The organism is Ferrimonas marina, assembly GCF_900129905.1.
GTDB classification, from domain to species: domain Bacteria; phylum Pseudomonadota; class Gammaproteobacteria; order Enterobacterales; family Shewanellaceae; genus Ferrimonas; species Ferrimonas marina.
Genome location: NZ_FQXG01000016.1, coordinates 1 through 19667 on the forward strand (window position 1 = coordinate 1; position 19667 = coordinate 19667).

The window sequence follows — 19667 nt, forward strand, 5'->3', positions numbered from 1 at the left end:
CGCCCTGCTAGGCACTAGGGAAAAGCCTAGGAAGAGCCCAGGAAGAGCCCAGGAAGAGCCCAGGAAGAGCCCAGGAAGAGCCTAGCAAGAGCCCAGGAAGAGCCCAGGAAGAGCGTTGACCGTGATGGACTGGCTCCTAAGCTAGCCTGCCTAGCCCCTAGCCCCTATCCCCTATCCCCTAGCCCCTATCCCCTAGCCCCTAGCCCCTAGCCCCTATCCCCTAGCCCCTAGCCCCTAGCCCCTATCCCCTAGCCCCTAGCCCCTAGCCCCTAGCCCCTAGCCCCTAGCCCCTAGCCCCTGAAATCTTAGAAATTTCCTTTTTTGGGCCTTATGTGTCCTCGCTTGAGCCAAATCCCTGTTTACATAAGTTGTTCGCCTTGGCAAGCTGTGAGACAGACCGCGATACCGCGGCGAGATGTGACTTTAACGAGGCGACACGTGCACAAGGACAGCATTAACAACATCCATATCGATACCGAAAGCGTTTTGATCACCCCCAGCCAGCTCAAGCAGGAGCTGCCGCTGTCGGACAAAGCGTATCGATATATCCTGGATGCCCGTCGCCAAGTTGCGGACATCGTCCATAAACGGGATAACCGCCTGCTGGTGATCGCTGGCCCCTGTTCCATCCACGATGTGGAGGCGGCCAAGGAGTACGCCCTTAAGCTGAAGAAGCTGCACGATGAGCTGGGCGAACAGTTCTACATCCTGATGCGGGTCTACTTCGAAAAGCCCCGCACCACCGTGGGCTGGAAAGGCTTGATCAACGATCCGGACATGGACGGCTCCTTCAACGTCGAGAAGGGCCTGCGCCAGGCCCGCGAGCTGCTGCTGTGGCTGGCGGAGCTGGAGCTGCCGGTGGCCACCGAGGCACTGGATCCCATCAGCCCCCAGTACCTGGGCGAGCTGTTCTCCTGGTCCGCCATCGGCGCCCGCACCACCGAATCCCAGACCCACCGCGAGATGGCCTCCGGCCTGTCGATGCCGGTGGGTTTCAAGAACGGCACCGATGGCAAGCTGGGGGTGGCGATCAACGCCCTCCAGGCGGCTTCCCACAGCCACCGCTTCATGGGGATCAACCCCGATGGCCAGGTGGCACTGCTCAACACCCAGGGCAACCCGGATGGCCATGTGATCCTGCGTGGCGGCAAGCAGCCTAACTACGACTCGGTCAATGTGGCGCTGTCGGAAGATGCGCTGCATCAGGCCGGCCTCAATGCCCGCCTGGTGGTGGACTGCAGCCATGGCAACTCCAACAAGGATCACGCCCGTCAGCCGCTGGTGGCGCAGAACGTGTTCCACCAGATCATGGACGGCAACACCTCCATCATCGGGGTGATGCTGGAGAGCCACCTCAAAGAGGGCAACCAGAGCAGTGACCTGCCGCGGGAGCAGCTGGAGTACGGCCTCTCCATCACCGACAAGTGCATCGATTGGGTCACCACCGAGTCGCTGCTGCGAGTCGGCGCCCAGGCGCTGGCACCGCGCCTGCCCACCCGCTTTGCGGAGGCCTGATGGCGGAGCAGAGCAGCCGCGCGCTGGACGCGCTCAGAGACAAGATCGATGTGGTGGATAAGGAGCTGTTGCAACTGCTGCGGCGGCGCCTGGACCTGGTGGCCGAAGTCGGCGCCATCAAGCACAAGGAGGGGGTGCCGATCTACGCCCCCAAGCGGGAGGCCAGCATGCTGGCCAAGCGTCGCACTGAGGCCGAAGCGATGGGGGTTAACCCCCAGCTGATCGAGGATCTGCTGCGCCGAATGATGCGCGAATCCTACGCCTCGGAGAACGACGTCGGCTTTAAGCGGGTCAATCCCGACCTGGGGCCGGTGGTGATCGTCGGTGGCGCCGGTAAGCTCGGCGGCCTGTTTGCCCAGCTGTTCACCCTGTCCGGCTACGAGGTGCGGATCCTCGACCAGGACGACTGGGACAACGCCGACGCACTGCTTAAGGACGCCGGTGCGGTAGTGGTGTCGGTGCCGATCGAGCGCACCGAGGCGGTGATCCAGCGCCTGCCCCAGCTCAATCCCGATTGCCTGCTGCTGGATCTGACCTCCATCAAGCAGGCGCCGCTGGCCGCCATGCTCAAGGCCCACCCAGGGCCGGTACTGGGGCTGCACCCCATGTTTGGCCCGGACGTGGCCAGCCTGGCCAAACAGGTGGTGGTGGTCTGTCATGGCCGTGACGAGGCGGCCTACCAGTGGCTACTGCAGCAGATCCAGATCTGGGGCGCCCGGCTGCACGAGGCCACCGCCTCTGAGCACGACCAGGCGATGCAACTGGTGCAGGCGATGCGCCACTTCACCGCTTTTGTCTACGGCCTGCACCTGAAGCGGGAGCACGCTGACATCGAGCAGCTGCTGCAGTTCAGCTCCCCCATCTACCGGCTGGAGCTGGCGATGGTAGGGCGACTGTTCGCCCAGGATCCCAGCCTCTACGCCGACATCATCTTCGCTCAGCCTGACGCATTGGCCCGGGCGCGCCACTACCTGGCCCGCTATCAGGAAGCACTGGCGCTGCTGGAAGCCGGCGATAAGGCGGGCTTCTGCGCACAGTTTGCCGACGTGGCGGAATGGTTCGGCGACTTCGCCCAGCAGTTCCGCAACGAAAGCGCCAACATGCTGATGGTGGCCAACGACAGCCGCAGCGGCTAAGGTGTCAACAAGCGTCGGCAGGAGCTCCTATGTCTCGAATCCATATTGAACGGTCTCACCAACTCGATCCCCAGACCCTGAAGGGCCTGGTCGACGAGGTGGCGGTGACCCTGGAGCGGGAGTACGCGCTCAACTGGCATTGGGCCGGCCAGGAGCTGGTGTTTCGCCGCAGTGGCGCCCGTGGTCGGCTGGTGCCCGCCGCCGACCGCCTGACCATCACCCTGGAGCTGGGGCTGCTGCTGCGCCCCTTCTCCATGGGGATCAGCGACGCCATCGAGCAGCGCCTCGATGAGCTGCTCTCCTGACCGAAGCTGTGCAAAATTGATCCAGCGCAAGCTGCCCCCCCTTTAGAAAGCCCTTTCTAATCCCCCTCCATACACTGAGATCAGAGAAGCGCAACCCTGCGCTGTAATCTGTCGAGAAGGGGGAGTTATGACTGATCGCAACGTTCAAAACCGTGTGGAACAGGAAGAAGCGCTGGCCCGGAAGATCTGGCTGGCCGGTCTGGGCGCCTACGCTAAGGGCACCCGTGAACTGAACCAACTGACCGAACGGTCCCGTGGCTGGCTGGATGAGCTGGTGGAGCGTGGCCGTGAGATGGAAAGCCACACCAAGACCCGGCTGAAAGACGCCCAGGACCAGACCCAACAGGCGGTCGAGCAGCAGCTCAACGCCCGGGTACAGAAGTTTACCGGCCTGGATCCGCGCCAGCTGGATGACCTGGACGCCAAACTGGACCAACTGACCGAAGTGGTTGAGCAGTTAGCCGCCAGCAAAGCGGCCCCAGCCGAAGTGGCTGAGCCTGCCAAGCCGGCAGCACCCCGCCGTGCCCGCAAGCCCGCCGCCAAGAAAGAAAACTGATCGCCGGAGGCCATCATGAAAACCGACATTCGCGATAAAGCCCAAGCCTGGATGGAAGACAGTGAGCAGGTCGCCCGCAACATCTGGCTGGCCGGCCTGGGGGTCTACAGCAAGAGCCTGGAAGAGGCACAACAGCTGGAAGGCCGTTCCAATGACCTGTTTGAGTCCCTGGTAGAGCAGGGCCGAGAGGTGGAAGCCCAGACCCGGGAGACCATCGAGCAGCAGGTGGGCAGCGCCAACCGCAACGTTGAAAAGCGGGTACAGGACCTGTTCTCCCGCCTCAGCGGGGTGAAGCCGGAGCGCCTGGATGAACTCAACGACAAGGTCGATAAGCTGACCAAGGCGGTTGAGGCCCTCAACAAGGGCTGAGCGCTTAGGAGGCACCATGGCCAATCTATCCCTATTGGATCTGGGATTCGTCTTATTCGAAAGCGACGCCACGCCGCTGCACATCAGTGGCCTGGTGTTGCTGACCCCACCCAAGGAGGAGGCGATCGGCTTTGGCCGGGCCCTGGTCACTGAGCTCAAGGCCAGCGACCAGGTGCAGCCACCCTTTAACCAGGTGCTGCACTGGGGCCTGACCCGGCTGCCACGCTGGCAGCCGGCGGCGTCGGTGGACATGGATTTCCATATCCGCCACTCCAGCCTGCCGGCCCCCGGGGACATGCACCAACTGCTGGAACTGGCCGGTCGCATCCACAGCTATCGACTCGACCGCAGTCGCCCCTTGTGGGAGCTGTGGGTGATCGATGGCCTGGTGGGCGGCCAGGTGGCGCTGCTGTTCAAGGTGCACCACGCCCTGGCCGATGGCGTTCGCGCCACCGATCTCTTTGCCCGCAGCTGCAGCACCGAGCCGGATGGCCTCGGCCAGCTGTTCTGGCAGGGCAGTGCCCGCGATGACGCCACCGCCCGCAAGAACCGCGAGACCCTGCTGGGTAACCTGTTTGACCTGTCGCTGTGGCGGCGTCAGCTCGGTGCCAGTGTCGGCCTGGCCAAACTGGCGGGCAAGCTGGCCCTCAACGCCGCGGACCTGGCCCAGACCCGGCTTAAGATCCCCTTCACCGCCCCGCGCACGCCGTTCAACGTCAGCCCGGATCGGGCCCGTACCGTCGCCCTGTGCGATCTGCCGTTGCGTCGTTTCTCCCGCCTGGCCAAGCTCACCGGCAGCACCACCAACGATGTGATGCTGACCGTCTGTGACATGGCGCTGCAGCGCTACCTGCAGCTGCACAACTGGCAGGGGGACAAACCGCTGGTGGCGCTGATGCCCATCAACCTGCGCAAAGAGGGGGAGATGGAGACCGCCTGCAACAAGATCAGCCTTGGGCTGGTGGAGCTGGGGCGCAGCGAAGATCCGCCGCTGGTGCGGCTGCATGCCATCCGTGATGGCACCGCCGGGATCAAGCAGGAGGCGCTGGATTTGTCACCGGACGCCTATTATCAGTACTCTATCGTGGTCAACGGCCTGGCCTTGGCCGCGGGACGCCTGGGTCTGAACCATTACCTGCCGCCGGCCACCAACATGTTGATCTCCAACATCCATGGCCCCACCGAGCCGCTCTACTTCATGGGCGCCAAGGTGGAGCAGATGTTCCCGCTGTCACTGTTGCTGCCGGGCCAGACCCTCAATGTGACCCTGCTCAGCTACGCCGGTCAGATGCACTTTGGCCTGGTTTGTTGTCGCCGCTCCCTGCCCGGGTTTGAGGCGATCGCGGAACATCTGCAGCAGGCCTTGGCGGAGTTGGAGCAGGCGACCCTCACCACCCTGGTGCAGGTACTGCAGGAGCAAGCCGAGAGCGAGCCGGTGACCACGCCGGACGACGAGGCGCCGGCACGGGAGCGTGCCTAACGGAGGAGATAGATGCCCAGCTGGCGTTCCAAAGCCCTGAATAAATTGCTGTTCAGGGTTATGCGTAGCCGTCTTGCCCGGTGCGATGACGTCTACACCCTGCGCACCGCACTGGCGGAGCTGGAGCGCCTGGGCAACTACATCCTGCCACCGTCGGGCCTGGAAACCATTCCGGACCAGCTCGGCGGGGTCCCCTGTGACTGGGTCACCACCGGCCAGCCGGCTGGCGAAGCGGTGATCCTCTACCTGCACGGCGGCGGCTTCTGTCTGCGCACCCCCTACATCCACGGTGCCCTGCTGGGACGACTGGGCGAGCTTAGTCACGCCCGGGGCTTGATGGTGGATTACCGGCTGGCACCGGAATACCCCTATCCCGGCGCGGTGGAGGACTGCCTGGCGGTGTACAAGGCGTTGCTGGACCAGGGCATGGTACCGGGCCAGCTGGTGTTGGCGGGGGACTCCGCCGGCGGCAACCTGGTGCTCACCACCCTGCTGCAGGCGCGGGACCAGGGGCTGCCGATGCCGGCGGCCTGCGTGCTGCTCTCGCCTGCCCTGGATATGGCGGTCAATGGCGACTCGGCCTTCCTGCTGCGCAACGACGATCCCTTCTTTGACCTCGGTACCCTGCTGCTGATGCGCAACGCCTACCTCAATGGTCACAACCCCTGTGATCCCCTGGTGTCGCCCCTCTACGCCGAGCTCCATCAACTGCCTCCCACCATGTTGCATGTGGGGGCGCTGGAGATGCTGCAGGACGATTCGGTGCGGCTGGCGGCGCGGCTGCGTCGTGCCGAGGTGGAGGTGGACTTGACCGTGTGGCCGGGACAGCCCCACGTATTCCCTCTGTTCTACCAGTTGCCGGAAGCGCGGGAAGCGGTGGACCGGATGGCGCAGTTTATCCGCCACTTTACCCAGCCACACCCGCTGGGCTGAGATGTACTCAGCCCAGGCTTTTGCATACTGCCCCCCGTTACCCCTCCAGCTTGGCCACCGCCGGGTGGGCGTAAGGCGCTAACAGCACCGCCAGTCGATCGATCCCCAACCGGATCCGCGCGGCTTCGTCCTCCTGGTGATCCAGGATGGCGTCGAAGCTGAGGCTGCCCAGGGTGGTCAGCATCAGCGCCTCCGCCAGGGCATCACGGCGGGCGGCAGAGAGGCCCAGCGGTTGCAGCGCGTCCATCCCCGCCACCAGTGCCTGGGCGAAGGCCTTGAGCTGGGCCATCAGTCGGTGCCAACGGCGCGGAATCGGGGCCTTGGCAAAGCGCAGCGCCTCCTGATCGCGGAACAGGAAGCGGAAGTGGTGGCAGACCCGAAACACCGAGTGCAGCAGCGGATCGTAATCCTCCGCTGCCAGCTCGTCGGCCCGGATCCGATGGATTAAGCGACCCAAAGCCAGTTCGCACTCCGCCATCAGCGCCGCCAGGATCTCCTCCTTGCCACGGAAGTGGTAGTAGAGGTTGCCTGGACTGATCCCCAGCTCCGTGGCGATCTCCAGGCTACTGATCCCGGCGGTGCCCCGCTGATTGAACAGCGCCAGGCTGGTGTCGAGGATCCGTTCGCGGGTGCCCATGGCTATTGCCCGGCCGTGGCGTCCAGCAGGTACTGCCGCTCCGCCTCGATCAGCCGCTGGCTGTCGCCGGCAACGAAGCGCTCCAGCTTGCCGCCGACAAAGGGCAGGCTGCAGGAGAGGGTCAGCTCCACCTCGTTGCGGCAGCCGTCCGGCCGGTCGGACAGGCGCATGCTGCCCTGCACCCGGATCGGCACCCCCGGCAGGCTGATATTAAGCTCGCAGCGGTCCGGACCGTCGTCGGAGAGGATCCACAGCTCCTCCTGCTCGATGGTGTTGCGATCCCCCAGTAGCGACTTGAGGGCGCCGGGGACCTGGCTGGCCACCTCGCGGCGGGTGGCGATCTGGTGTTGATCGCCATCGCGCTTGCTGGCCTGGACCCGGATCTTGGCGGCGTCCAGTGCCTGGTACTTGGCCTTGACCGCATCCGCCTCAAGGAAGTGAGTCAGCAGGGTATCCCGGTCACAGGGGTAATCATGGGTAACGGTGATGCGCATCGATAAAGCTCCTTTAGAAGTAGATCCCGCGCATCAGCGCGGCAAAGCTGATCTGTTCCTGGCGCTTGCTCAGGGCGGGCGCCTGGCCATCCCCCTTGCTGGCGCTGTCCGGGAACATGCGGTAGCTGGCGTTCATGATGATCTCGGCGAACTTTGGCGTCATGGCGTGCAGCACCGCGCCGAAGATCCCCAGTCGGGTGGCGACCCGCTTGGGCTGATGCAATACCGCCTTGAGCACCATGTCCGCGGCCTGATCCGGGGTCAGGGTCGGTACCTCCTGGTAGATCTTGGTAGGGGCGATCATCGGCGTGTTCACCAGCGGCATGTTGATGGTGGTGAAGCGGATCCCCACATCGGAGTACTCCGACGCGGCACAGCGGCTGAAGGCGTCCAGCGCCGACTTGGAGGCGACGTAGGCGGAGAAGCGCGGTGCGTTGGTCAGCACCCCGATGGAGCTGATGTTGATGATGTGGCCAGCACGGCGCTGTTCCATCTTGCCCAGCACTCCAAGGATCAGCCGCAGCGCCCCGAAGTAGTTGATCGCCATGGTGCGCTCAAAGTCGTGGAAGCGGTCCTTGGCGTCGGTGACGGAGCGACGGATGGAGCGGCCGGCGTTGTTGATCAACACATCGACACCGCCGTGCTCCTCGTGCACCTGGGCCAGCATCGCTTCCACCTCGGCCTCGTCGGTGAGATCCGCGGTGTAGCAGTGGGCCTCGGCACCGGCTTCACGGGCCTGCTCGGTGGCCTCCAGCAGCGGCTCATGATCCCGCGCCACCAATAGGATCTTGGTGCCACAGCGGGCCAGCTTGAGAGCGGTGGCCAGGCCGATGCCAGAGCTGGCACCGGTGATCATCACGGTCTTGCCCGCCAGCTTGTCACACAGGCACTGGTTGAGATCCAGGTCCGGATCCAGGTGGCGCTCCCAGTAATCCCAGATGGTGGGGGCGTAGCTGCGCAGTGACGGGCAGTGGATCCCCGCCTGGCTGAGGATCGCCTGGGTTTCCCGGCAGTCGAAGCGGGTGGGGTAGTTAAGCAGTTTCAGCGCCGCTTCCGGCAGGCCATACTCCTGCAGCACTGCGGTGCCGATCCGCTTCACCGGCGGGTAGTTCAGTGCCATCTGCACCATATGACGGGGAATGACGTCGAACAGTCGGGTGTTGACCCGCAGCGCCATCTGCGGCGCATGGGCCGCCTCGGCAAACAGGTTGATCACCTCACCGGCCCGCAACGGGTTGGGATCGGTCAGGTGGAAGCAGCGGCCATCCAGCTCCGGCTGATGCAGCAGGTGGTCCATCGCTTCGGTCACGAAGTCCACCGGTACGATATTGAGTCGGCCCCCCTCCGGGCCCAGCAGCGGTACCCACTTGGGCAGATTATCCCGCAGTTTTTGCAGCAGCTTGAACACCATGTAGGGGCCATCGACCCGCTCCGCCTCGCCGGTTTTGGAATCACCAATCACGATGCCCGGGCGATAGATGCGGTAGTTGAGCTCGGTTTGATCCCGCACCGCTTTCTCGGCCAGGTGCTTGGTGAGGAAATAGGGGTTCTCCAGCTGCTCGGCCTCCTCGAACATGGTCTCGCTGAACGAGCCACGGTAGAGACCGGCGGCGGCGATGGAGCTGACGTGATGGAAGCAGCCGACCTGCAGCATGCGGGCTGCGGCCAGGGCGTGGTGGGTGCCCTCGACGTTGGCGGCCACCTGGCGATCGGCGCTGGCGGCCAGGTCGTAGATGGCGGCAAGGTGAACGAAATGCTGGATCTGGCCCTTGAGCGGGGCGATGGCCTCGGCCTCCAGCCCCAATTCCGGCTTGAGCAGGTCGCCCTGGATTGGCACCAGACGCTCCGGATCCAGCCCCAGCTTGTTGCCTATCTCGGCCAGCTTATCGGCCGCTTTGCCGTTGCGAACCAGACAGTAAAAGGTGCCTTCTCGCTGCGCCAGTCGCGCCAGCAGGAATCGGCCAATAAACCCCGTTGCTCCGGTGAGGAAATAGTTCATGCACGTCGCCTCCATCGTTGTGCTGAATACTGGTCAAACCAGTTTCTCAGTCTATTGTGGGAGGGAAGTTGTCTCAGCTCAAAACTTAACCGAGCAAGGTTTGTGCAAGATCAATAAAGACGGCAGCGAGTGGGGCAGGGCACCGCCCCGGGCAACGGGGCGGTGTGTTGATCAGCAGTAAAGGCCCTTCATCAGCTGGGCAAAGCCGTCGCTGTCCAGGCCTTCGCTACCCAGCGGCAGCAGCACGCCGTCGGCCTCGGCTCCGCGGGCAGCGGCCACCAGGCTGGCCAGCAGCGGCGCGCTGGCCATCGCTGGCGCGACCAGCACCGGCAGATGGGTCCGTTGCTTGAGCCAGGCCACCATGGCCAGATCCAGACGGGGGATGCCATCGCTGCCGCAGTGGCCGGTCTCACACAGGATCACCTGCTGGTTGCCCTGGCTGAGGATCTGCTCCGCCGCCGCCAGCAGGGCCTCACCGCTGGTGCCCGCGGCCCGCTGCAGCACCACCGGCCGCTGGCTTTGGCCCAGCTGCTGCAGCCGATCCGGGTGGTGTACCACCGCATCGGCCGCCAACACCAGGTCACAGTCGGCGGTGAGCTGGGACAACGGGGTGAGGCCGCTCCAGCTGGCCATCACCGGCAGCCCCACCTGTTGCCCCACCTGGCGCAGCTCAGTCAGCGACTGAGCCTGTTCGCCACCCCAGAGCACCGCGCCACCGTGCTCCTTGACCCGGCGGCCCCACTGGGCCAGCGGCTCGTTGGCCAGGCCTGGTCCGGCCAGGGTGAGGAAGCTGCCGTCACCCAGGTGTTGGTGACCCAGCCGGATCGCCTGGGTCTGGGCCTTGTGCTCGCGGCTGAACAGCGGCTGCTCCGCCTGAATGGGCTGGGCCGGTACCCGCGGATCGTCCGCCAGGGCCTGACTGTCCAGCTCGGTGGGCAACACGGTTTCGCAGGGGTAGCAGCCCAGTACCTTGATAAAGCGGGTCAGTCGGGTCAGCTCCCGCAGCGCGGTCTGCATCGCCTCGCTGCGCAGGTTGGCGCTGACGTCCAGGTAGAACATCTCCTCCCAGGGGTTGCCATGGATCGGCCGGGATTCCAGCTTGGTCATGTTGATCCCGAGATCTCGCAGCACCCCCAGTGCCTCCACCAGGGCGCCGGGTTGCTGGCCGGTGGCCATCAGCAGGGTGGTCTTGGCCGGTACCTGGGGCGGCACCTCCACCGGCTTGCGCGCCACCAGCAGGAAGCGGGTTTCGTTGCGCGGCTGGTTGGCGATCTCCCGCTGGATCACGTTGAGGCCATAGAGGGCGCCACCGCGCTCGCTGCCCAGCGCGACGCTGTTGGGGGTGGTCTGGGCCAGGGCCATCGCCTCGGCACTGCTGGCCACGTAGGCCTGCTCCACATCCAGGGTCGCCAGGTAGCGGCTGCACTGGGTGTGCACCTGGGGGTGGGCAAACACCGTCTTGATCTGGCCGGGGTCGCCACCGTCGGCCATCAGCACGCAGTGGGGGATCGACTCGGTGGTCTCGCCGACGATGTGCAGTGCGGTGTGCTGCAGCAGGTCAAACACCTCGTTGATGGAGCCGGAGGAGGTATTCTCCACCGGCAGCACACCGTAATCCGCCTGGCCCTGCTCCACTGCCGCGAAGATGGCGTCGAAGCTGTCCTGGCCCAACTCCTCCAGCGGCTGGTCGCGCCGTTCGAAATAGCTTTGCGCCGCCAGGTAGCTGTAGGAGCCCTTGGCGCCGAGGAAGGCCACCCGGGTGCTCGGCGGTGCGTCCGGGTTGTTCTGGGCCTGGAACCAGGCCTGTTGCCGCAGCACCGAGTCCTCGATGATGGTGTGGAACAGGCGGGAGACGTACTGACCGTCCAGCCCCAGTTCGCGGCCCTGCTGCACCAGGCGGGTCAGCAGCGCACTTTCCCGTTGGCTGTCGCGCACCGGCTTGACCACGTCCCGCTTGCTCTTGGCCACCTCCAGGCTCAGGGCACGGCGCTTGGCCAACAGGCTCAACAGCTGTTGGTCCAACTCAGTGATCTGGCGTCGGATTGGCTCGACGGGATGTTGCTGGCTCATGGCGATCCTTCCTATACAAAAAAGCCTCCCGGGGAGGGAGGCTGTCTGGTTTCGCTGACCGTACGCGAACACCGCCTCCTACTGCTGGAAGCGCATAAAAAACACGAACGGGGCAAAACGGTGCGAACTCATAGTGTTGTCAACCCTACTGGGCCGGGTTGGGGGCTGTCAATGGCTCTGGCTGGCCTTGCTGGCTGGTCATGCCAGGAAAGCGCCATCGAGCTGCGGCAGAAAACAACACACCCGCCGGTGAGGGCGGGTGCGTTGCGTGAGGTGAGAGCGTGAGTTAGGCCGCTTCTTCGTCCGGCTGCTGACCGGCCACCGCCATGGTGCGGTCGTGACGGCGTGCCGTCTCCTTGTGGGTCAGCTTATTAAGCTGGCGCTCCAGTTTGTTGCCCATCTGGTTGATGGCCACGTAGAGATCCTCATGTTGTCCGCTGGCGAAGAGCTGTCCGACGTTGGTGTTCACATTGGCTTCGACCTGGAACACCTTGCCCTCGGTGGTGATGATGACGTGGGGCTTGATCACGTCGATGTTGTGACGCAACAGCTTATCGATACAGGCTTGCACTCGGTTTTGCATCGGGGTGGTAATGGCAACGGACTTGCTGGTGATCTCTATACGCATGCAGGTTCCCCTTCTGTTGACCTTTTCTTAACTTCGATTTCAGAATACGCCCGCTTTCGGGCAGAAAAAAGTGATTTTCCTCACGTTTGCGCCTGCTTGCCTAAAGCTTGTTCAAGCGCACAATTCGGCTCAAAAAAAGCACCGATGAGGCTTGTCATGGGGCGATTTTGACGGGAAACTGGGTCGGATAACTGAGGGAGTAGTAGGCGATATGACAGGGCGTATTCGGGTTTGGGACGGGGTTGTACGGGCTTCCCATTGGGCCATCGCCACCCTGATACCGCTGTGCTGGTGGACCGCCGAGCAGGGCGAGATGGAGTGGCACCAGACCTGCGCCTACCTGCTGCTGGCGGTGATCCTGACCCGCACCTTCTGGGGACTGGTGGGCAGTGACACTGCGCGGCTGGCTCCCCTGGTCCGCTCTCCGGGCAGCGTGCTGGGCTACCTGCGTCAATGGCGCGGCCAGCGTCAGCCCAGCCTGGGCCACAACCCCGCCGGCGGCTACATGGTGCTGCTGATGCTGGCGCTGATCACCGCCCAGCTGGTGACCGGGTTGTTTGCCACCGACGATATCCTCACCGAGGGGCCACTCTATGGCTGGGTCAGCTACGACACCGCCTCCACCCTGACCACCCTGCACAAGCGCATCTTTGACGCCATCACCATCGCCCTGGGGCTGCACCTGCTGGCGATCCTGGTCTATCGGCTCAAGGGGATCCCGCTGGTGTCGGCGATGATCACCGGACGGCAACGGCTCAGTGCACCGGCCCCCACCATGCGCCCGATCTGGCCCGCCGCGCTGGTGTTTGTCACCAGCCTGGGGGCCGTTACCTACTTGCTGATCCTACCGCTCTGGTAGGGCGGCCAGCCAATCGGACAGCTCCGCCACCACCGGCTTGTCGTGCTCGCCTAAGAAGCGCAGCAGGCTGGCGGCATCGGCACTGACCACCTGATCCCGGGGAAAGCCCACCTGCTCGGCGGCGGCGATGCAGTTGCCAAAGTGACCCAGGTGGAAGGCGATGTGGGCGTCGGAGCCGAAGCTGACCTTGCCACCATGGTGGCCCACCCGCTCCAGCAGATGCAGGCAGCGTGGCTCGCTGCCCACCCGGGAGTGGCTGAAGCTGCTGTTGTTGATCTCCATCGCCACGTTGTGCGCCTTGGCGGCTGTGAGGACCGCATCCACCTCGATGGGGTACTTGGGGTTGCCCGGGTGGCCGATGATCTGGCAGTGACCGGACTCGATGGCGGCGATCATCGCCTTGGTGTTGGTCAGGCAGTCCGCCGGGGCGAACACCGGTTCGTGGAAGCTGGCGATCATCATGTCCAGGCCCTCGCGCACCCGCTCCGGCACCTCGACCCCCTCGGCCACAATGTTGGCTTCCATGCCGCGCAGTACCGCGATACCGTCGATCACCCGGGGCACCACCTTCATATTGATAAAGTGCCAGTAGTGGGGGGCATCGGGCATTGGCGGCGCGTGGTCGGTGACGGCGAAGGCCTGCAGGCCGGCGAGCTTGGCGGCCTGCACCAACTCCTGCAAGGTGCTGTAGGCGTGGGTACTGGCGATGGTATGGCAGTGGGTATCGGTGAGGATCTGCATGGGGGCCTTCCTGGTCTGGATCAGACCCCCATTATCCGATGCTTTGTCGAGTGACTCCAGCATCCGCTGCCGACTCCGTGCCGTGGGTGGGCCCCAGCGGCACGGTGTATCGGCGTTATCAGTCTTTCTTGAAGTTGTCGTGGCAGCCCTTGCAGGTCTTGCCGACGTCACCAAAGGCCTTGGCGGTGGCCTTCAGATCGTTGCCTTGGCTGACCTGGGCCAGGGTAGCCGTGGCCTGGGCAAACTGGCTGGCACGCTGGTCGAAGTCGCTGCGCTGTTGCCATACCTTACCCAGGGCGTCGGTCTTGCCCTTGTCGGAGCCGGGGATAAAGCCGGTGAAGGGGATCTCCGCCAGCAGCGCCAGATGCTGAGCGCGCTGGGCAAAGGCCTCGCTGTCCATCGGCTTCTTCTTCTTCAGCATCGCCCCCATGTCGGCGAAGTTCTCCTTGATCAGGCCAAAGGCCGCCTGGCGGTATTGGATGGCATCATCGGTATCGTCAAACGCGCCCTTGGCGGTGGCGGTGCCCATCATCAGCACACAGATCAGCGTCACAGCAGCTTTCATTTGCCTCGTCCTTGTAGTCATTAATTGGGTGCGGCTCGATTGTAAATCAATCAATTCGGTACGACCAGACATCAAAATGCAAGCAAATGTGCGACCGTGCTCACGCTTTGGTGGATCGGCGCTGGAGCCCGTATCGCCGTAATGGTGTACTGCCTGCCCATTACGACAGTACGGAGAAGATGATGGCAGAAGCCCGCTGGAATCAAGTGGTCGGATTGATCGCCGAGCAGTCCACCCAAGAACAGGTGTCCACCCTGTTGGGCGCGCTACTCAGTCACGATGAGAAGCTGGCGGTCGGTGGCCGCCTGGCGGTGTTCAAGGCCCTGTTGGAGGGGCGCATCAGCCAGCGCCAGATCGCCGCAGATCTGGGGGTCAGTATTGCCACCATCACCCGTGCTTCCAACACCCTCAAATCGATGGATGAAGATGCCCGCCTGACCCTGCGTCAGATGCTGCAGCTGTCCTGAACCCCTACAACAACAATAACGTTCGGAGTTTGCAGATGTCAGAGATGACTGCCAGTGCCCCCGCGGCACAAACCAAGAAGAAGCCGGGGATCCTCGGCGGCGCCATGATCGTGGCGGGGACCTCCATCGGCGCGGGCATGTTTGCCCTGCCGGTCTACAGTGCCGGTATGTGGTTTGCCGTCTCCATGGCGATGATGGCGCTGGTGTGGTTCTGTGCCTACAGCTCCAGCCTCTACCTCACCGAGGCCAGCCTCAACTACAAGGACGGCGCTAGCTACGCCACCATCGCCGAAGACACCCTGGGCAAGGTGGGTAAGATCCTGGCCACCGGCACCGTCGCCTTTGTCTGCTTTATCCTGACCTACGCCTACATCTCCGGTGGCAGCTCGGTGGTGGGCCAGACCCTGGGCAACACCCTGGGCCTGCAGCTGGGTCACAGCGGCTCTGCGCTGCTGTTCACCCTGGTGCTGGCCACCGTGGTGATCGCCGGTTCCCGCGCGGTGGATCGGGTCGCCACCATCATGCTTGGCGGCATGGCGCTGACCTTCTTCGGCTCCACCAGCATGCTGGCAGGCAACGCCTCAGTGGACACCCTGTTCCCGGGGATTGGCCTGGCTGAGCCGCTGCCCTACCTGTGGATCGCCATCCCGGTGCTGGTCACCAGCTTCGGCTTCCACGGCACCGTCCCCTCGCTGGTGAAGCACTACCAGAAAGACGCCCGTCGTACCCGCCTGGCGCTGCTGGTGGGCACCATGCTGACCATGCTGGTGTACGTGGTGTGGCAGCTGGCCATCATGGGCAACGTGCCGCGGGACCAGTTCTCCGAGGTGATCGCCCAGGGCGGCAACGTCGCCACCCTGATCAGTGCGGTCGGCCAATCCACCGACGTCTCCGGGGTGGAAGCGGCGCTGATGCTGTTTGGCAACCTGGCCCTGGCCAGCTCCTTTATCGGCGTGGCGCTGGGCCTGCAGGACCTGATCAAGGACCTGCTCAAGCTGAGCGATTCGCTGGTGGACTCCGCCAAGGCCGCCGCCATCACCTTCCTGCCGGCCCTGCTGCTGTGCATGGCGATGCCCCATGGCTTTATCACCGCCATCGGCTTTGCCGCCCTGGCCGCCTCGGTGTTCGTGCTGGTGCTGCCGGCGCTGATGGCCCGGGTACTGCGTCAGCGTAAGATCGACAACGGCTTCCAGACCAGCGGTGGCATGCTGCGACTGAATTTTGTGCTGGGCTTTGGTGTGCTGGCGGTGCTGGTGGAGATTGTCCACCTGATGGGCCTGCTGCCCAAGTTTGGCTAAGCCAAGCCCGGACAGAAAACGCCGCCCCTTGGGGCGGCGTTTTTGTTTGCAGCAGGAGGCGAAAAGAATGGGTGCTAGGGCGGGCTGCGCCCTTCTAGGAGCTAGGAAAAGCATTGACCGTCATAGTCCGAGCTCTTGGCTAGCTTGCCTAGCCCCTAGCCCCTAGCCCCTAGCCCCTAGCCCCTAGCCCCTAGCCCCTAGCCCCTAGCACCTAGCACCTAGCACCTAGCACCTAGCACCTGGCTCTTAGTCCGCCAGGGTGACACCAATGTTGGAAACCCCTTCGTCGCGCAGCTCCTTGCGCAGCCCTTTGATGGCGTCGGTGTCGGTGGCCTCAGGGCTCTCGACCCAGTCCAGCAACTGGCCCTGGATGGCGCGCTCCTCGGCCATCAGCGGATGCTGGAACACGAAGTCGTCCAGCGCCTCCTCGGTCTCCACCTCGGGCTGCTCGCTGGCCTCGATAAAGGCGGCCACCGTGCTGCTGGAGAGCTTGGAGACGTTGATCAGATCGGTATCCACCTTTTGCTGCATCGCGGTGAGGATGGTGCTCAGCGCCATCAAGGCGTCGGTGGCAGGGTAGACGCCGTAGAACTCTTCCGCCTCGGTGTTGGGCATCAGCTCTTCCAGCTGGTCCTGCATCCGCTCGTAGTTGAGCTTGAGGTTGCGGGTGTAGAGCGACTGCCACAGCATGTCGAGGATGGTGGTGGCCTTGGCGCTATCCTCCTGCTCGGTGATCTGGGCATAGAGCAGGTAGTTGGGCAGCATGCGTTCCGCCAGGGCGATGGCGAACAGCACCTTCTGTTTTTCATTCAGCGCTTTGACTCGGCTGAAGAAACCGGTTTTTGCGGTCATTGGAGTTCCTACTTAGGCCGCCAGGTAGGGCCGGGCGGCGTTGGCCACTTGGTTCAATTGATCTTGCAGGTCCATCAGCTCGGGCTCGAGATCGCCCATGTCCACACCCTGCTTGAGTTCAGCCTCCAGCTGCATGCAGATCGCCTGCAGCGCCGGCACGCCGGAGTAGCAGGTGGCGCCATGCAGCTTGTGGACGCTGCGCACCAGGGCGTCGTTGTCCCGGCGCTGGATGGCGTCGGTCAGGGCGTCGCGGGTCTCCGGGATGGAGTCCACCAGCATGGTGAGCATCTCCCGGGCCAGGTTGGCGTTGCCACCGGCCTGAGACAGGGCCAGGGCCCAGTCCACCACGCCGCCGCTCTCCTGTTCCTGCCGGACCCAGCGATTGAGCACCTGCTTAAGCATCCCCTCGTCGATGGGCTTGGTCAGGCAGTCGTCCATCCCAGAGGCCAGGATCCGGTCCAGCTCGTCCCGCAGGGTGTGGGCGGTAACGGCGATGATCGGGGTGTGGCGATTGAGCGAATCCGCCCGGATCGCCTCGGTGGCACGCAGGCCATCCACCTCCGGCATCTGGATGTCCATAAAGATAGCGTCGTACTGCTTATGTTGGCACTGCTCGATGGCAGCCCGGCCGCCGGTGAGGCTGTCCACCTGCTGCACCATCTCCCCCAGCAGGGTGACGATCAGCTTGAGGTTGGCCGGGTTGTCGTCCACCGCCAGCACGGTGAGCGGCAACCGTGTTGCTTCGCCTTCGGCCAGCGCCGGCACCTCGGCGTCGTCCGCCGGCAGACGGCTGAGGTCGTGCAGGCTGAGCTGGTCATAGAGTCGTCGCTGCGACAGCGGCAGCGGCATCAGCTTCAGCTGGCCCTCCCGGGCCAGGGCCTGTTGCCAGCCGGGGGCGTTGCCCTCCACCATCAGGATCAGATTTTTGCTGGCCTCCAGCAGCGTGCTCAGCTCCGCTTCCTGCTCAAACTGACCGGCCAGTAAAAGGACGTGATCGAACGGGCCCTGTTGTTCCAGCAGGGTGGGTAACTGCTGGCGTTGCTCTGCGGCCAGGGTGCGCATCTGCCACCCCTGCAGCTGACTGACCAGGGTCTGTCGGCTGCTTTGCCGCGGTTCGTACACCAGCGCCCGCTCGCCGGCCAGTTTGTCCTGGGGCAGGGGATCGGCGATGGCGAACACGCTCTTTTCGATCGCCAGGGTAAACCAGAAGGTGGAGCCCTGGCCCTGTTGGGAGGTGAAGCCGATCTGGCCCTCCATCTGGTTGACCAGGCGCTTGGTGATCACCAGCCCCAGCCCGGTGCCGCCGAAGCGTCGGGTGATGGAGCTGTCAGCCTGACCAAAGGCCTGGAACAACACCGATTTCTGGTCGTCGGCGATGCCGATGCCGGTGTCGCTGATCTCGCCCCGCAGGGTGATCTGCTCGGCGTTCTGATCGGTCAGCTCCAACTGCAGCCGGATACAGCCCTGCTCGGTGAACTTGATGGCGTTGCCCACCAGGTTGTTAAGTATCTGCTGGATCCGCATGACGTCGCCGGACAGGCCATCAGGCAGCTTGGGATCGATCTCCACCACCAGCTCCAGCCCCTTGTCATAGGCCACACCGGAGAGCAGGCTGAGGGTCTCATCCACCGCATCACGCAGGGCAAAGGGCACGTTGTCCAGCACCATCTTGCCCGCCTCCAGTTTGGAGAAGTCGAGGATGTCGTTGATGATGGAGAGCAGGTTGGATGCGCTGCGCTCGATGGTCTGCAGGTAGTCGCGCTGGTTGTCGTGCAGCGGGGTCTTGAGCAGCTGGCGGGTGAAGCCGATCACCCCGTTCAGTGGGGTACGCAGCTCGTGGCTCATGTTGGCCAGGAACTCGGACTTGATCCGGCTGGCCTCCAGCGCCCGCTTCTTGGCGATGTCCAGCTCGACGTTCTGGATCTCGATCTGCTCCAGCGTTTCGCGCAGGTCGAGGGTGGCCTGGTCGATGTTCTGCTGCATCTCATCGTGATACTCCGCCAGCGACGCCGCCATGGCGTTGATCCCCCGCTTCAGTGAGTCCAGCTCACCGATGAGATCGCCCTGCAGACGGGTATCCAGCTTGCCCTCGCGGATCTTGGCCACCGCCCGCACCATGTCGGTGATGGGCTGGGTGACATTCTTCAGCAGTCGGAAGGTGAACAGCAGGTTCAGCTGCACCCCGATGAGGACGATGATGAAGGCGGCCACGGCGGCCCGGTACTGCTCCAGCAGGGCCTCGTGTTTGTTCAGCTGCACCGCGACGTAACCCAGCTGGGTCATCGGGCCGGGAGTGGCGCCGGTGGGCAGGCTCTCCTGGATCACCGGGGCGCGCAGCACCAGCTTATCGCCGAAGTGCTCAAGCTGCCCGCCCTGGTGGAAATCCATGTTGTCCGGCATCTTGATCAACTCAAAATCCCGCTGGTATTTGCTGCTGACAAACACCTGGTTCTGGCCATCAAACACCGCGATGGTCTGCACCAGCCCGGAGTTATGGCGCTGCACCTGGTCGATCAGCCGCTTGGTGTACTCGCGATTGTTGTAGCGCAGGCCATACTCACAGGCGATGGCCAATGGTTCGATGATGTTGGTGCCCTGCTTGAGCAGGGTGTCTTCCAGCTCGGCAAAGCGGCTGGAGGTGAAATACCCCCCCAGCATCAGACCCACCAGCATGGTGAGGGCCAGGGCCAGGACCATCACCCAGGTGCGCAGACTGTATTTGGTCGCGGTTTTCATCTGTGGGAAAAGCACTCCATAGGCGGC

Annotated in this window: 19 protein-coding genes; 10 read left to right on the forward strand and 9 right to left on the reverse strand. The window is 63.9% G+C overall.

Annotated elements, in window-relative coordinates; genetic code table 11:
- Nucleotides 1-438 precede the first annotated feature (438 nt).
- From BUC04_RS23115 to BUC04_RS23145, 7 genes are all read left to right on the forward strand, one after another.
- Entirely contained in the window at nucleotides 439-1515 is a 1077-nt protein-coding gene (locus BUC04_RS23115; protein WP_067666053.1) for a 3-deoxy-7-phosphoheptulonate synthase, read from the forward strand.
- Complete coding sequence (gene tyrA, locus BUC04_RS23120; protein WP_067666055.1) at nucleotides 1515-2651, forward strand: bifunctional chorismate mutase/prephenate dehydrogenase; 1137 nt, start codon at nucleotides 1515-1517, stop codon at nucleotides 2649-2651. Before BUC04_RS23115 ends, tyrA begins: the two co-directional genes overlap by 1 nt.
- Nucleotides 2652-2680: 29 nt before the next feature.
- Entirely contained in the window at nucleotides 2681-2956 is a 276-nt protein-coding gene (locus tag BUC04_RS23125) for a polyhydroxyalkanoic acid system family protein (protein WP_067666058.1), read from the forward strand.
- A 127-nt stretch (nucleotides 2957-3083) separates the two neighbouring features.
- The gene (locus tag BUC04_RS23130) at nucleotides 3084-3512 is read left to right on the forward strand and encodes a phasin-related domain-containing protein (RefSeq protein WP_067666061.1); all 429 of its coding nucleotides are present in this window, start codon (nucleotides 3084-3086) and stop codon (nucleotides 3510-3512) included.
- Nucleotides 3513-3527: 15 nt separating this feature from the next.
- Nucleotides 3528-3881, forward strand: a complete 354-nt coding sequence (locus tag BUC04_RS23135; RefSeq protein ID WP_067666064.1) for a phasin family protein — start codon at nucleotides 3528-3530, stop codon at nucleotides 3879-3881.
- Nucleotides 3882-3897: 16 nt separating this feature from the next.
- On the forward strand, nucleotides 3898-5361 hold the full coding sequence (locus BUC04_RS23140; RefSeq protein ID WP_067666067.1) for a wax ester/triacylglycerol synthase family O-acyltransferase: 1464 nt from the start codon (nucleotides 3898-3900) through the stop codon (nucleotides 5359-5361).
- 60 nt (nucleotides 5362-5421) lie between these two features.
- Nucleotides 5422-6294 (forward strand): alpha/beta hydrolase, encoded by an 873-nt coding sequence (locus tag BUC04_RS23145; protein WP_234977486.1) that lies wholly within the window; start codon nucleotides 5422-5424, stop codon nucleotides 6292-6294.
- Between the two features lie 37 nt (nucleotides 6295-6331).
- On the opposite strand, the gene BUC04_RS23150 is transcribed toward BUC04_RS23145, so the two are convergent.
- The 5 genes from BUC04_RS23150 to hpf all read right to left on the reverse strand — a co-directional run bounded on the left by BUC04_RS23150 (nucleotide 6332) and on the right by hpf (nucleotide 12122).
- The gene (locus tag BUC04_RS23150; RefSeq protein ID WP_067666073.1) at nucleotides 6332-6931 is read right to left on the reverse strand and encodes a TetR/AcrR family transcriptional regulator; all 600 of its coding nucleotides are present in this window, start codon (nucleotides 6929-6931) and stop codon (nucleotides 6332-6334) included.
- A gap of 2 nt (nucleotides 6932-6933) precedes the next feature.
- Nucleotides 6934-7425 carry a DUF2505 domain-containing protein gene (locus BUC04_RS23155; RefSeq protein ID WP_067666076.1) on the reverse strand — a complete coding sequence of 164 codons (492 nt, stop codon included), beginning with the start codon at nucleotides 7423-7425 and terminating at the stop codon, nucleotides 6934-6936.
- Nucleotides 7426-7438: 13 nt separating this feature from the next.
- Entirely contained in the window at nucleotides 7439-9424 is a 1986-nt protein-coding gene (locus BUC04_RS23160; RefSeq protein WP_067666079.1) for an SDR family oxidoreductase, read from the reverse strand.
- A 171-nt stretch (nucleotides 9425-9595) separates the two neighbouring features.
- Nucleotides 9596-11494 carry a chorismate mutase gene (locus tag BUC04_RS23165; RefSeq protein WP_067666082.1) on the reverse strand — a complete coding sequence of 633 codons (1899 nt, stop codon included), beginning with the start codon at nucleotides 11492-11494 and terminating at the stop codon, nucleotides 9596-9598.
- Between the two features lie 286 nt (nucleotides 11495-11780).
- The gene (hpf, locus tag BUC04_RS23170; RefSeq protein WP_067666085.1) at nucleotides 11781-12122 is read right to left on the reverse strand and encodes a ribosome hibernation-promoting factor, HPF/YfiA family; all 342 of its coding nucleotides are present in this window, start codon (nucleotides 12120-12122) and stop codon (nucleotides 11781-11783) included.
- A 211-nt stretch (nucleotides 12123-12333) separates the two neighbouring features.
- On the opposite strand from hpf, the gene BUC04_RS23175 reads away from it, so the two are divergent.
- Nucleotides 12334-12981: a cytochrome b/b6 domain-containing protein gene (locus BUC04_RS23175; RefSeq protein ID WP_067666088.1), complete on the forward strand. Its 648-nt coding sequence runs from the start codon at nucleotides 12334-12336 to the stop codon at nucleotides 12979-12981.
- Here BUC04_RS23175 and BUC04_RS23180 read toward each other — a convergent pair.
- Nucleotides 12967-13722, reverse strand: coding sequence for a phosphatase (locus BUC04_RS23180; RefSeq protein WP_067666101.1), 756 nt, complete (start codon nucleotides 13720-13722; stop codon nucleotides 12967-12969). The genes BUC04_RS23175 and BUC04_RS23180 overlap by 15 nt on opposite strands.
- A gap of 118 nt (nucleotides 13723-13840) precedes the next feature.
- On the reverse strand, nucleotides 13841-14287 hold the full coding sequence (locus BUC04_RS23185; protein WP_067666091.1) for a c-type cytochrome: 447 nt from the start codon (nucleotides 14285-14287) through the stop codon (nucleotides 13841-13843).
- An 86-nt stretch (nucleotides 14288-14373) separates the two neighbouring features.
- Here BUC04_RS23185 and trpR point away from each other — a divergent pair, with 86 nt between their 5' ends.
- Nucleotides 14374-14754 carry a trp operon repressor gene (gene trpR / locus BUC04_RS23190; protein ID WP_234977487.1) on the forward strand — a complete coding sequence of 127 codons (381 nt, stop codon included), beginning with the start codon at nucleotides 14374-14376 and terminating at the stop codon, nucleotides 14752-14754.
- Nucleotides 14755-14789: 35 nt separating this feature from the next.
- Nucleotides 14790-16052 carry an amino acid permease gene (locus BUC04_RS23195; protein WP_067666098.1) on the forward strand — a complete coding sequence of 421 codons (1263 nt, stop codon included), beginning with the start codon at nucleotides 14790-14792 and terminating at the stop codon, nucleotides 16050-16052.
- 246 nt (nucleotides 16053-16298) lie between these two features.
- Here BUC04_RS23195 and BUC04_RS23200 read toward each other — a convergent pair whose 3' ends face one another.
- Together BUC04_RS23200 and barA are read right to left on the reverse strand one after the other, a co-directional pair.
- Entirely contained in the window at nucleotides 16299-16904 is a 606-nt protein-coding gene (locus BUC04_RS23200; protein WP_067665989.1) for a YjaG family protein, read from the reverse strand.
- Between the two features lie 12 nt (nucleotides 16905-16916).
- Entirely contained in the window at nucleotides 16917-19640 is a 2724-nt protein-coding gene (barA, locus tag BUC04_RS23205) for a two-component sensor histidine kinase BarA (protein ID WP_067665992.1), read from the reverse strand.
- Nucleotides 19641-19667: the final 27 nt, after the last annotated feature.